This is a genomic window from Pseudomonas sp. TWR1-1-3 (assembly GCF_049896805.1).
In the GTDB taxonomy this organism is placed as follows: Bacteria; Pseudomonadota; Gammaproteobacteria; order Pseudomonadales; family Pseudomonadaceae; genus Aquipseudomonas; species Aquipseudomonas bubulae.
In genome coordinates, this window is record NZ_JAFCUZ010000001.1 from 601,855 (window position 1) to 614,468 (window position 12,614).

At 58.0% G+C, this 12,614-nt stretch carries 11 protein-coding genes and 2 pseudogenes; 2 read left to right on the forward strand and 11 right to left on the reverse strand.

Features of this window, described 5'->3' with window-relative positions; all coding sequences use genetic code 11:
• Positions 1-6 precede the first annotated feature (6 nt).
• Positions 7-411, forward strand: a complete 405-nt coding sequence (gene crcB / locus ACP7BE_RS02760; RefSeq protein WP_426104637.1) for a fluoride efflux transporter CrcB — start codon at positions 7-9, stop codon at positions 409-411.
• A 59-nt stretch (positions 412-470) separates the two neighbouring features.
• On the opposite strand, the gene kch is transcribed toward crcB, so the two are convergent.
• The 11 genes and pseudogenes from kch to ACP7BE_RS02815 form a co-directional block, all read right to left on the reverse strand.
• The gene (gene kch, locus ACP7BE_RS02765) at positions 471-1,646 is read right to left on the reverse strand and encodes a voltage-gated potassium channel protein (RefSeq protein WP_095000483.1); all 1,176 of its coding nucleotides are present in this window, start codon (positions 1,644-1,646) and stop codon (positions 471-473) included.
• Positions 1,647-1,736: 90 nt separating this feature from the next.
• The gene (locus ACP7BE_RS02770) at positions 1,737-2,795 is read right to left on the reverse strand and encodes a HoxN/HupN/NixA family nickel/cobalt transporter (RefSeq protein ID WP_095000482.1); all 1,059 of its coding nucleotides are present in this window, start codon (positions 2,793-2,795) and stop codon (positions 1,737-1,739) included.
• Between the two features lie 27 nt (positions 2,796-2,822).
• Positions 2,823-3,803, reverse strand: a complete 981-nt coding sequence (gene yut, locus ACP7BE_RS02775; RefSeq protein ID WP_095018079.1) for an urea transporter — start codon at positions 3,801-3,803, stop codon at positions 2,823-2,825.
• Between the two features lie 190 nt (positions 3,804-3,993).
• Positions 3,994-4,956, reverse strand: a complete 963-nt coding sequence (locus tag ACP7BE_RS02780; RefSeq protein WP_095000480.1) for an urease accessory protein UreD — start codon at positions 4,954-4,956, stop codon at positions 3,994-3,996.
• Positions 4,953-5,600, reverse strand: coding sequence for an urease accessory protein UreG (ureG, locus tag ACP7BE_RS02785; protein ID WP_016781201.1), 648 nt, complete (start codon positions 5,598-5,600; stop codon positions 4,953-4,955). Before ureG ends, ACP7BE_RS02780 begins: the two co-directional genes overlap by 4 nt.
• Before the next feature lie 65 nt (positions 5,601-5,665).
• Positions 5,666-6,352 (reverse strand): urease accessory protein UreF, encoded by a 687-nt coding sequence (locus ACP7BE_RS02790; protein ID WP_095000479.1) that lies wholly within the window; start codon positions 6,350-6,352, stop codon positions 5,666-5,668.
• Between the two features lie 21 nt (positions 6,353-6,373).
• Positions 6,374-7,045, reverse strand: coding sequence for a hypothetical protein (ureE, locus tag ACP7BE_RS02795; protein WP_095018078.1), 672 nt, complete (start codon positions 7,043-7,045; stop codon positions 6,374-6,376).
• Between the two features lie 80 nt (positions 7,046-7,125).
• A pseudogene (locus tag ACP7BE_RS02800) lies at positions 7,126-8,779 on the reverse strand (urease subunit alpha).
• A gap of 269 nt (positions 8,780-9,048) precedes the next feature.
• Positions 9,049-9,345, reverse strand: a pseudogene (locus tag ACP7BE_RS02805) (urease subunit beta); the annotation flags it as partial.
• A 159-nt stretch (positions 9,346-9,504) separates the two neighbouring features.
• Positions 9,505-9,807, reverse strand: coding sequence for an urease subunit gamma (locus ACP7BE_RS02810; protein WP_016781195.1), 303 nt, complete (start codon positions 9,805-9,807; stop codon positions 9,505-9,507).
• A 431-nt stretch (positions 9,808-10,238) separates the two neighbouring features.
• The gene (locus tag ACP7BE_RS02815; protein WP_095000476.1) at positions 10,239-11,339 is read right to left on the reverse strand and encodes an FUSC family protein; all 1,101 of its coding nucleotides are present in this window, start codon (positions 11,337-11,339) and stop codon (positions 10,239-10,241) included.
• 315 nt (positions 11,340-11,654) lie between these two features.
• Here ACP7BE_RS02815 and ACP7BE_RS02820 point away from each other — a divergent pair, with 315 nt between their 5' ends.
• Complete coding sequence (locus ACP7BE_RS02820) at positions 11,655-12,563, forward strand: LysR family transcriptional regulator (protein WP_095018077.1); 909 nt, start codon at positions 11,655-11,657, stop codon at positions 12,561-12,563.
• Positions 12,564-12,614 lie beyond the last annotated feature (51 nt).

A 12,614-nucleotide genomic window follows, 5' to 3' on the forward strand; every position in this document is an offset into this window, starting at 1 on the left:
CACACCATGCTCAACATGATTATTCTGATTTTCGTCGGTGGTGCGTTCGGCGCCATGTGCCGCGAGTTCGTCATGCTGTCGGTGCCGCGCCTGGCCGATGGCTTTCCCATGGATATCTTTGTCGCCAATATCGTCGCCGCGTTCCTGCTGGGCGTGGCCACGTCGCTGTTCAAGAGCAACCGCATCAACCAGTACGTGCACGTGATGGTCGGCACCGGTATCATGGGCGGGTTATCCACGTTCTCCAGTTTCGTGTTTGGCGCGGTCGAGATGATGCAAGACCCGGGCAGTGTTTTTGTCTCCATCTGCTACCTGGTGATCAGCCTGATAATCGGTTTTGCTGCCGTCGAACTGGGTCTGATTGCCGGGGCCAGGGTTACGCCGCTGCCTGCATCCGATACCCCGCAATAGGCCCTTGCAGCACCCATGAAAAAGCCCTCGTCAGAGGGCTTTTTTTATCCTGCCAAGTCTCAGGCCAAAGACGTACGCTTGCCGAAGAACATCTCGGTGATCAGATCATTGTTGATTTGATCGCCCTGCAGGGTACGCACCAGCAACTCACTGCCCAGCAACGGCAACGACAGCACCATGGTCGGGTTGACGCGTTTGACCTTGGGCATGTTCCGCGTTTCGTTGACCAGTGCGATGATCTGGGTTTCGTCGCCTGCCACTTCCTTGGCCGCGAGGATGGTGAACACGTTTTCGGCGTCGCTGTCGCACAGGGTGACGATGTACTTGGCGTCCGCTGCACCGGCCAGTTTCAGGGTCGACGCGGCCGACGGGTCACCTTCAATGATATCGGCCTTTTCCGGCAGGTCATGCTGGCTGCCGGCCGCGCATACCACCGTGACGTGTTCGCCGCGATCGGTCAGACCTTTGTAGACGTTTTGTGCCAGGGAACCAACGCCAACGAGAATGTAGTGATTTTTACGCGCCATATGGGTAATCCTGCCTTTAACAATACGTTGGATGTTGTTGCTGATCAGCGGGCCGGCAATGGACGCCACCGAAATCGCGAAGATGGTGATGCCCAGGATGATCACTGTCAGGGTGAAAAAACGCGCATCGGTGGTATGCGGGACGATGTCACCAAAGCCTACGGTGGACATCACCACGATGGCGAAGTAGAACGCCGATGGCAGGTCCGTCACCGGCGGTGCAAAGCCATCACCGATGTAGAGCGTGCCCAGCGTGCTGTAGACGATCAGTGAGGCGATGCTGACCACCGCAAAGAAGCTGCCCGAGGCCAGGCTGTAGTGGTCAAAACGGCGCCAATAGAAGGCCAGCACGGCAATGGTGACCAGCGAGAAGAAGGTCACGCCGTCAGGTTTTTTCAGAATGAAAAAATCCACGCAGACCGTGGCCACCAGCAGCAGCAGGGAAAAAAACCAGCTGATGCGTGACTTGATCAACAGCCCCAGTGACATCAGCAGGAGTACAAGCCCCACCACAAACCCGGGGATTTCCAGCAAGGCTAAAAAGCTTAATGCCTCCTTCCAGGTATCAAAGGAGCCGGATTTGGCATTGGCATGGGCAACGCCACGTTCAAGCACCGGCAGAAACAAAAGAAAGCCGTTGATCGCAACCAGCAAGGCGACCCCATAGGCAAAGGAGATCCGATTTTTTACGTCCTGTAATAAAGTCATGGCACCTACGACGCGTCAGTTAAGGGGTGAGGGGAGTGTAGGTCAGGTTTATCGGGCTGCCACCAGCAGCCCGTGTGCTTGAGCCTCTGATCAGGCGTTGGCAGGCAGTTGGTCATAGCCGCGGATGTAGTAATTGAGGGCCGAAATCAGCCAGCACAGGACAAACATCCCGATGATCCAGTAGCCAATCTCGCCGAAGTTTTCACTGATGGCATTGATCGGCGTCCATATCCCGCCGGTGAGTTGCAGTTTTTCGGCAATCAACCCCAGCGCTTCGACACCACCAATAAACAGGGCCACCACCACCGAGGCGGCAGTGATGGTGATGTTGTAGTAGAGCTTGCGCACCGGTTTGGAAAACGCCCAGCCGTAGGCACCGATCATCACGAAGTTGTCCAGTGAATCGATCAGGGCCATGCCCACCGCAAACAGCACCGGGAATACCATGATTGACCACAGGCTGATGCCGTGGGAGGCGCTGGTGGCGCTGATGCCCAGCAAGCCGATTTCGGTGGCAGTGTCAAAGCCCAGGCCAAACAGAAAGCCCACCGGGTACATGTGCCAGCTTTTGTTAACCAGGTTGAACACCCGACCAAAAATTCGCGCCATCAGGCCACCCTGGTGGGTGGTGATCAGGTCCAGTTCTTCGGGGGGCAGGGTGTGGCCGGCCTTGACCTGTTTGAACTTCTTGTACACCGAGATCAGGATGACCAGGTTGAGCACGCCGAACAGCAGCAGGAATACCGAGGACACCAGGGTGCCGATCAGGCCGCCGGTTTCATGGAACCACTCCATATCGTCCTTGAACGCCATTGCCGTGGCCGCAATCGCGAAAGACGCCAGCACCACAATGGTCGAATGCCCCAGGGAGAACCAGGTGCCTACGGCTATCGGGCGTTTGCCCTGTTGCATCAGCTTGCGGGTGACATTGTCGATGGCGGCAATATGGTCGGCGTCCACGGCGTGGCGCAGGCCGAAGCCGTACGCGAGCAATGCGGTGCCCATCAAGACCGGGTTGTTGCCGAACTCGATAAAGGCCCAGGCCCAAGCCAGCAGGTTGGCCACGATCAGGCCGGTCAGCAGATAAATGGCGCGCCGTGTGGTGTTCGACGGCTCGGCATTTGTCAGGGGGTAGGCAATCGCGGTCATGGAAAGACTCCGGCAAAGGGATCGAAATTATTGGCGGTGGGCCGGCATGACGTCTTTGTTGGGCACCAGAAACAGCCAGGAAGCCAGTACAAAGGGCATGGTCAATGTCGGGATGCCAACCGGGGCCAGTACTGTATTCAAGGCGCCTTGCACAAATACAGTGAAAACCACGCCAATCAGGGTGTAGATCAACACGCGCCAGCTGGGCTTGTTGAAGGTCGAACCCAGGGCGATGGCAGTCAGCACGGCGCTGAAGGCATACAGGCCGTTATTGATGCTGGCGTGTTCGGCTTGCAGCACCACGGCCACCAGCACCGCCAGCAGCGAGCCCAGCAGGCCGAACACCGCGGCCCACAACGATGACACCGCCAACCCGGCGAGAAACAGCACGCTGCCGATCACCGTGCTGATCAAGAACACTTCGGAGATCCCGTAGAACGTGCTCTTGAACAGGTCGATACCATCGAACAGGCTGGTGTTGTACGCGACCAGATCATGGGGCAGGTTGGGCACGGGCAGGGCGCTGGTGTTCAGGCCGCCAAAGGCATAGCTGGCCAGCAGCATGGTCCAGGTCACCAGCACGAAGGGCGCCGTGAGGGCGGCGACTTTCCAGGTCTTCAGAATATCGGCGATGCAGATGGTGACGATTACCGAGACCACGCTGCCGAGGATAATACACAGCCACAGGATGGGTGTGACGGCGAGGAAGGTAGGCAGGGCAGCGCCGACCAGGCAGCCGTTATAGCCGTAGAGGCCGGCCTTCCAGGAAGTGCGGTCCTTGAGGTGCATACCGGTAAGGGTTGCCACGACCGTGCCCAGCACACTGCCGAAGGCCATGGCCGGGTTGCCTTCGCCAAACGCGCCGACAAAAATGGCGGCAAAAAACAGTAGCCCGGTCAGCGGGTTATTCTGGAACATGACCTGAGCACAACCACGCAGGGTGACGTCGATAAACTCAAGGACGACGTTGCCATCCACGATTTTCGACCACTTGGATGCAGCTTCCATATTGACTCTCCCAATTGAGCATTTGGCCAGGATCAGCTTGCGTAGCAGCTGCCATAGGAACGAGGCTGCGTTCGGCGGCGCAGCCGTCGCAAAATCAGGCACTGCGGTGTGCCAGTCAAACCCTGCCCTCAGGAATTACGACGGCTGCGCCGCCGGACGCAGCCTCGTTCCTTCGGCAGCTGCTACACAGCTACTTCCACAAAAACGCCGGTTGCAGGGTCACGCCCAGGATTTCTTCGCGGGCCACCTTCCAGAACTCGCGGATTTGCGCCTTGACCTCGCCACTGTCGTTGCCCAGCACCTTGAATATCAGCCCGCAGTCGTTGGGCAGGCGGGTCACCCCGCTGGCCAGCCCGGCCTGCATGTCAAACAGCGCCGGGATGCGCTCGACAATCCGGTCGTGATGCTCCCTGGGCGTGAGCAATACCACGTTGCCGAACACATCGAAGGTCTGCATCACGCCAATGGCGTCCAGGCTCTCTTTTTTTGGCTCAAGAATGTACTTCTCGACAAACAGCTCGCGACCCTCGAGGTTCTCGGCGCGCACCCGGGAGGAGTACACGTCAAAGCCGAAACGCTCATCCACATGATGATACTTGCGCCCCGACATCAGGATTTCGCAGTAGATGGCCGTCGCCGTGGGGTGGATCCTGATTTGCGTGTCGGTGATAAACCGTGCATTGCGATGGGGGATCAGCGGGTCGGGCATAAACTCCAGGTAGCCGCCTTCTTCGATCGTGAAGTGCTGGATTTGCGAGGCGTAGTTGGCATTCATCGAATGCACTTTGGTCGCCGACTGGGTGGTGACGTGCCCGCAGGCACCCACCCCCACGTTGACATCTGTGGCCAGGCGGTCGCCCTGCAGCACGCAGCCCGAAGTTGAAATCATGGTCACACAGGGCAGCTCGGGCATTTCCTCGTCCCAATACAAGGCCCGTTGCACCAGCGATGGTACGCGGCGCTCCATGTCCGCCAGCACGCTGCGGTTACCGCGCTTTTCAAAACCCAGGCGCAGGTAGCCGCTTTTACCCACGGCACCGCTGTGCATTTGCGCCGGTTCGTCCTGGTACTGCGACAGCTCCGGCGCATCAATGCCGAGTGAGTGAGCGCGTAGCCGTGACGGGTTGTTCACGATCTGGCTCTGCGCTGTCATGCACTGACCCCGCTTTTGACCGCCGGTTTTTGTGCGAACAGGAACATGTGCTCGATCATGTCCACCAGTTCTTCAATGCCCTGACCGGTCTTGCAGTTGGTGAGGATATACGGGCGGTTGCCGCGTACCACTTTGGTGTCGCTTTCCATCACATCAAGGCTGGCGCCAACGTAGGGGGCGAGGTCGATCTTGTTGATGATCAGGATATCGGCCTGCACCAGCCCCGGGCCATTTTTGCGCGGGATTTTCTCGCCTTCGGCGACGTCGATCACGTAGATATAAAAGTCGGCCAGGGCCGGACTGAAGGTCAGGGTCAGGTTGTCGCCGCCGCTCTCGATCATGATCAGGTCGCTGTCGGGGAACTTCTCTTCCATTTCCTCGACCGCGGCAATGTTCATACTCGGGTCTTCACGCACGGCGGTGTGCGGGCAGGCACCCGTTTCCACACCGAGGATCTTGTCTTCATCGAGGATACCCTTGAGGGTACGTTTGACCTGTTTGGCATCTTCGGTGGTGACGATATCGTTGGTGATGATCAAGGGCTTGTAGCCACGGTTGATCAGGATCGGAGTGATCACTTCGATGATCGCGGTTTTACCTGAACCGACCGGGCCGCCAATACCAATACGAGTAATCTTTTTCACGGTTATTTCCTTACCAGATAGGGGAGCGGAAGCTGCGTCGACACATGCCGACGCAGCCCGGGGTGTCAGTTCATGAATAGCCGTACATGTGCCTTGACGTGCACGGCGGCGAGCACATCGACTATCGGGACATAGGAGGACATCTGCTCGATATCGCCGACTTCGGCGATATCGCAGAACGCTTCAATGTCGTGGTTGAGTTCGAACAGGATGTGCTGGGTGTCCAGGTGCGTGACCCGCATCAGGCGCATGGCCGCGCTGAGGATGGTCATGGCCACGCCGTACTGGTGCATCACCACGACCTCACGGGCACCGATGCCCTGGGTCGACATCACCACGGCCTGGGTGACGGGGTAGGTGCCTGCCGCGTTGCCGGCCTTGATCTGTTCAAGCCACCAGCGCACCAGCGGTTTTTCGACGACATGGATCGACATTTCCGCCAGTTTTTTGCCCATGCGCGTGGCCATCAACCGGCTTTCTTCATTGAGCTTGCGGTTATTCACCGCCCAGTCGGCGCGTAAAATGCCGTCGCGGTCTTCTGCCACGGCAGCCCGGTGCGCAGCGACCACGCCCATGCCGTCACAGCTGGCCGCCTGCTTGAGGGCGGTGAGCACAAAACCCTTCAGGGTCGGGACATCGTGGACGATGCCTTTTTGAATGGCCGATTCCACGCCGTTGGAGAACGAAAAGGCACCGACCGGCAATACGGAATCGCCAAACTGCATGATGCGAATTAGATCTGATGCGTTCATCTATGCGCCTTCTTGCCGGGTTCAGTGCTTATGGCTGTGAAACGTATGGCCGTTGTCGTGACTGTGACTGTGTGCGTCATGGCTGTGCACGCCCTGGATCTTCAGGGCGGCAGCGTCCAGCTTGTCTTGCGGGCTGGCCACGTGAACATGGGTGTCGGTTTCTTCGGCACCGCCAAACAGCAGGCGCGCCTCGGATGTGGTCAGCAGCGGCAGGATTTCGGCGCCGCCAACAAAAGCGTACGGCAGGTGTTGAAAGCCGTGGGTGCGCATCACCGAGTCCATCATTTTGGTTTCGACGGTGAGCGGGATATAGACCTCGTTGTTTTTGGTCACGGCTTTCCAGTGCTGGTTGCCCAGGGCATGGCCCAGCTCGAAGCTGGTTTTGATCAGCACGTCCAGGGGCTGTTTTTTCAGCTCCTTGAGATCGATGACCATCACGTCGCGCAGGTTCAGTTGCACCACTACGGCGGTGTTGGAGCCTTCATCCCAGAGCAGCACATCGCCGTCCGAGAGCACCACGTTACGTTCCAGCGAAATGCCCAGGTCAAGACCGCCGAGGCTGGTGCGCCGGCAGCGACTTTTTTGCGCTTCACGCTGGTCGAGCACCAGCAGGTCAACCTTGGCGCCTTCGAGTTTGTGTTGCCAGTGCGGGTCTTTCTTGGCGTTGCCGAGTATGTGTTCAATCAAAATCACGTCGCAAACTCCTTCCCTGAATCATGTGCCGGGCGTGTGCCACCGGGTGCAGGTGCCCCCGGTAGCGGCCCGTTCAGGCATTAGCCAAAGAAATAACGCTGGTTCATGGTGGCCACATCGATGGGCTTGCACGTGGCGTGTACGCCGTCGACTTTTACCGCGAAAGTTTCCGGATCAACATCGATATGCGGGGTCTGGTCATTGCGCACCAGGTCCTTTTTGGACACGGTGCGGCAACCGCGCACCGCCATGACCTGACGCTCCAGCCCGGCCTTTTCTTTCACGCCGTCTTCCAGCGCCGCTTGCGACACGAAGGTCACGCAGGTGTCTTGCAGGGACTTGCCGAAGGCACCGAACATCGGACGGTAGAACACCGGCTGCGGGGTTGGCAGAGAGGCGTTCGGGTCACCCATGGCGGCCCAGTTGATCATGCCGCCCTTGATCACCATTTTCGGTTTGGCCCCGAAGAAACGCGGATCCCACAGCACCAGGTCGGCCATCTTGCCGACTTCCACCGAGCCCAGCACATGGCTGATACCCTGGGCCAGTGCCGGGTTGATGGTGATCTTGGCCACGTAACGCAGCACCCGGAAGTTGTCGTTATCGGCGCTGTCTTCCGGCAGTTTGCCACGTGACACTTTCATCGCATGGGCGGTTTGCATCACCCGCAGCCAGTTTTCACCGACCCGGCCCATGGCCTGGGAGTCACTGGAAAACATGGAGATCACGCCCATGTCCTGCAGCACGTTTTCGGCGGCAATGGTTTCCGGGCGTACGCGGCTTTCAGCAAACGACACGTCAGCCGGCACGTTCGGGTTGAGGTTGTGGCAGACCATGATCATGTCGAACAGCTCGGCCTGGCTGTTGACGCCGTAAGGCAGGGTCGGGTTGGTCGAGCTTGGCAGTACGTTGCTCTGGCTGGCCACCTTGATGATGTCGGGGGCGTGACCACCACCGGCGCCTTCCGTGTGGAAGGTGTGAATGGTGCGACCTTCGAAAGCATCAATGGTGTCTTCGACGTAGCCACATTCGTTCAAGCTGTCAGTGTGCACCGACACCTGCACGTCCATCTCGTCGGCGGTACGCAGCGCATGGCGCAGTGCGTTTGAGGTTGCGCCCCAGTCTTCGTGAACCTTGAGCCCGGCGACACCGGCGATGATCTGTTCGGCCAGCCGGCTCGCGGCCAAAAGAGTTGCCCTTGCCCAGCATGCCGACGTTGATCGGCAGCCCTTCGAGCGAACGCAGCATCTGGCGGATGTTCCAGGGGCCGGCAGTCACGGTGGTACCGTTGGTGCCATCGGTAGGGCCGATACCGCCGCCGAAGAAGGTGGTGATGCCGTTGGACAGCCCGTGGTAAGCCTGCTGCGGCGAGATCAAGTGAATGTGGGTGTCGATCCCGGCTGCAGTCAGGATCAGGTGCTCGCCGGAGATGGCGTCGGTGCTCACACCCACGACCAGGCCGGGGGGCACGCCGCTCATGATGCCCGGGTTGCCGCTTTTGCCGATCCCGACGATCTTGCCGTCACGGATACCCACGTCGGCTTTGATTACGCCCTGGATCGCGTCGATGATGGTGACGTTGGTGATAACCAGGTCCAGTACGCCGTTGTCGCGGGTCAGGGTATTGTCGGCGCCCATGCCGTCGCGCAGGGATTTGCCGCCGCCGTAAACGGATTCTTCACCGTAACCGCGCAGGTCCTTTTCAATCTCGACAAACAGGTTGGTGTCACCCAGGCGGATTTTGTCGCCCGTGGTTGGGCCGAACAGGCCTGCGTATTCTTTGCGTGAAATGGTTGGCATCGGTGGCTCCTTTTCTAATGCCGCGCGAGCGTCAATGGTTCAACGGCGCGAGTGCAAAGTATGAGAATGCGTGGTTACTTGTCGTTGACGGGCTTGGACGGCTTGGCCGGCTCGGAGAACTTGAAGCCGCGATCGACTGCGCGCTGGATGGCCTGCAGTTTTTCCGGGCGCTCATGGTTGCTGGTGAGCTTGTCCGGTACCCAGCCATCGACCAGGTTGTTGAAGCCGTAAAGCGTTTGCTTGCCACCGTAGGGGATCAACGGCACTTCGATTTCGTCGCCCGGCTCGAAGCGGATGGCTGTGGTGGCCGTGATGTTCAGGCGCTTGCCAAAGGCGGCGGCGCGGTCGAATTCCAGGGCACGGTTGACTTCAAAGAAGTGAAAGTGCGAGCCGATCTGGATCGGACGGTCACCGGTGTTGCGCACCTTTACCTTGGTGACGGGGCGGTCTTCGTTAAAGGTGATGGGCGTGCTGGCGTAAATCGTACCGCCCAGAGGCACATCGGCTTCATTGCCCTTGCTGACGCCACCGGGGTTCTTGGCGTGGGGGATGCTGTGGTTCGGGTGAGTATCCTGGTGCGGGCCTGCTGTCTCTTTGGTGCTCATGACTGATTCCTCAAAACGTGAAAGTTTTGCGTTTACCGGGTTTAAAGCAGACGGTTACTTGATCGGGTCGTGGACCGTGACCAGACGACTGCCGTCGGTGAAAATCGCTTCAACCTGAACGTTGGGAATAAGGTCGCTGACGCCTTCCATCACGTCATCCTTGGTGAGTACTTTGCTGGCCTCGGTCATCACATCCTCAACCGACTTGCCATCGCGTGCGCCTTCCAGGGCGGTCACGGTGATAATTGAAACAGCCTCTGGATAGTTCAATTTCAAGCCGCGAGCCTTGCGCCGGAATGCGACGTCCGACAGGGTGTAAACCATCAGCTTTTCGACTTCTCTGGGGGTGAGCTGCATAAGCCCTCCTATCTACAGTGCGGTAAGAATTAACGTTCTGGAGTGCCGCTCAGGCGTGCGCGCATGCAAAACACTCCACACGATGGGTACGTGTGAAGGCGGGTTGACGAGTGAGTGGGTTTTTTTAATGCCTGTTGTCGTTTCATAAGCTCAACCGTTCAAATCCATTAATACGGGTGCGAGCAGAGCCTAGACCATAATTTCAGGCAGGCCAGGTGTTGCAGGCGTGCGGGTCAGAGGTTGTTGACACAAAATGAAATACAAGGTTTTGTTGAAAACTTCTTATAAAACAATTTGTTATATGTTTTGAGTTTGTGGTTTAAGCGTCGTTAATCGCTGAAAATTCCATGTTTATGTACGAAGAATCTTCATCTTTAGTGCGATAAGTCATCTAAATGAGTCGGATGTAACTTTTTGCTGTGGGTGTTACGTTATTTTTCGTCGGGCAACTTGTCGTTTTTAAACAAATGCCGATGGCCGCAGTGGTACAGCGCGGCATGCAACTGGTCATTGAGTTCGGTCAATTGCCTGAGCATCTCCAGGCTTAGCCAGACATAGGCATAAAAGGGTGTCTCGGTGATCTTGCCGTCCAGGCTCTTGAGCACAAGCTCCTTGAGATCGTGGGCTTTCTGGCGCAGTTCGCCGCTGATCTGGTTGTTGGAAATGCCCATACACAGCTTGTTCTGCAGCGATTCGAGCGCTTGCGGGATCAACTGGTGCAGACCGTTCAAGGCGGGCTCGCTTTCGATCAGCAGGTGGCTTTCCCGTGATGACCAATACGCATCGATCATCAGGCTCATGGTGGCCAGCAGGTTGCGGTGCAGGGTTTGCAGGGACTCGAACACTTGTGGCTTGAGGTTGCTTTCGTTGCTGGCAGGGGTGATGTAGTTGCGCAACTTGATGACCGCGTCCAGTTCGTTCTTCAGTTGATCATCCAGATTGGGGCGTTCGGGGATTCGCGGGGAGAAGTATTGCGAGTACAGGGTATTGATCTTGCCCAGGCTCTCGCTGAACTTGATCCGCAGGTCGGTATAGGCCCGCTGTGGGTAAATGCTGGTGTAGAGCATGGCCAACAAAGAACCTGCCAGCACATAGCCGCTGCGGGTGAGTGCCGACTCCATGTCATTGGGCGGGGCGCAGCTGACCACCGCCAGGGTTGCTCCGATCAGCAGGGCCATATAGGGGTGTTTGCCCAGGGTCAGGTAGCCGGCAATAAACATCATCACCGCGCACCAGAGCAGCATCAGGCTAAAAGAGTGCATCTCCAGATACAGCGCCACCAGCCCGGACAGCGCGCCCAGTACTGTGCCGCCAGTACGCTGCAGGGCCCGGGAGAATACGTTGCCCCAGTAGGGCTGTGGTCCCATGACAATGAGCATGGTGATCAGGGCATAGGAGGCGCCGTCGAGCTTGAAGAAGCGGATGACAACAAAGGTAATCAGGAACGCCAGGCTGATGCGGGTGGCGTGGATCCAGCGGTAATTTTTGCAGACCAACTGTTCCAGATTCGAAATCTTTTTACCCAGCCGCATAAAGTCCCCAATTGCTGTAGTGGATTGGGCTGGCAGCGTAGTTCAGGTCTGGCGGGTCCACCACTGGGGATGGCTCTATTGTGGGGCAGGAAAAGCGGCAGGCGTAAAAAAGGCCATTACCATCATGGGGATCCGGTAATGGCCAAAAATCTCAACCAAAGAGAGCGTCAGGCGCAAACCTGACGAGCGGCAATGTATCAATGCCACTCTTAGTTAGCTAGCTAAGAGTGAGCGAAACTGTTTTACCTGCTGCGCAACAATGGTGCATTGCTGGTTGGCTAGGCAGAGGGAGCGTTAGCCGATACCCTTTGCTCCATGCAAATACCTGACTTGAATCTGCTGGTTACCTTGAATGTCTTGCTCGAAGAGGGCTCTGTGGTGGGTGCTGCCCGACGCATGAACCTGAGTGCCCCGGCCATGAGCCGCACCCTGACCCGGATTCGCGAGGTCTTGAACGACCCCATTCTGGTGCGTTCAGGGCGTGGCCTGGTGCCCACGCCCCGTGCACTGGAGTTGCGTGAACAGGTGCGCGGTGTGGTGGAGCTGGCGCACGGGGTGTTCACCCAGAGCCAGAACAGTGATTTGCGTGAGCTGGAGCGTACGTTCAGCATTCGCGCCAATGACGTGTTTTTTGGTGTGTATGGCGCAGCACTGCGCCAGCAAATGGCCCTGGAGATGCCCAAGGCTACGTTGCGGGTGGTACCTGAGGGTTTTACTGATGACGAGGCACTGAATGAAGGTCGCATTGACCTGACTATCTGCGCCACTAACCGCTTCAGCCCGGATATCAAGGTCCAGAGGCTGTTTACCTGTCCGTTTGTGGGGTTGGCACGGGAAGGGCATCCGATTTTCGATGAGCCTGTTACGGCCCGGCGCTTTGCCAGTTTTGACCACATCAGTGTGTCCCGCAGGGGCCATGCCCGCGGGCCGATTGATGCGCTGCTGGCCGAACTGGGGCTGGAGCGTCGGGTGTCGTTTACCACGCCGACGTTCTACTCGGCGATTTTTGCCCTGGCAGGGGAGGATCTGATCCTGCCGCTGATGCCCCAGGTGCTGCTCAAAAACCTGGAGCCACTGGGCCTCAAACTGCGCCCGTTCGAGCTGCCGATCACCCTGCAGCCGGTGGATATTGTCCAGGCCTGGCATCCGCGGCTGGACAACGACCATGCCCACCGCTGGCTGCGTCGTACCCTCAAGACCTTTTGCGACAACGCGGTGATTTGACCGCAACCTCTGTAGATACTCTGTTGCAGGTCAAGCCCTATTGTGGGAGCG

Coding starts and splice junctions, on each gene's coding strand:
- kch (WP_095000483.1), bottom strand. CDS start 1,646: ATGACTTTATTACAGGACGTAAAAAATCGGATCTCCTTTGCCTATGGG.
- ACP7BE_RS02780 (WP_095000480.1), bottom strand. CDS start 4,956: ATGACAGCGCAGAGCCAGATCGTGAACAACCCGTCACGGCTACGCGCT.
- ACP7BE_RS02770 (WP_095000482.1), bottom strand. CDS start 2,795: ATGACCGCGATTGCCTACCCCCTGACAAATGCCGAGCCGTCGAACACC.
- yut (WP_095018079.1), bottom strand. CDS start 3,803: ATGGAAGCTGCATCCAAGTGGTCGAAAATCGTGGATGGCAACGTCGTC.
- ACP7BE_RS02815 (WP_095000476.1), bottom strand. CDS start 11,339: ATGCGGCTGGGTAAAAAGATTTCGAATCTGGAACAGTTGGTCTGCAAA.
- crcB (WP_426104637.1), top strand. CDS start 7: ATGCTCAACATGATTATTCTGATTTTCGTCGGTGGTGCGTTCGGCGCC.
- ACP7BE_RS02820 (WP_095018077.1), top strand. CDS start 11,655: ATGCAAATACCTGACTTGAATCTGCTGGTTACCTTGAATGTCTTGCTC.
- ACP7BE_RS02790 (WP_095000479.1), bottom strand. CDS start 6,352: ATGAACGCATCAGATCTAATTCGCATCATGCAGTTTGGCGATTCCGTA.
- ACP7BE_RS02810 (WP_016781195.1), bottom strand. CDS start 9,807: ATGCAGCTCACCCCCAGAGAAGTCGAAAAGCTGATGGTTTACACCCTG.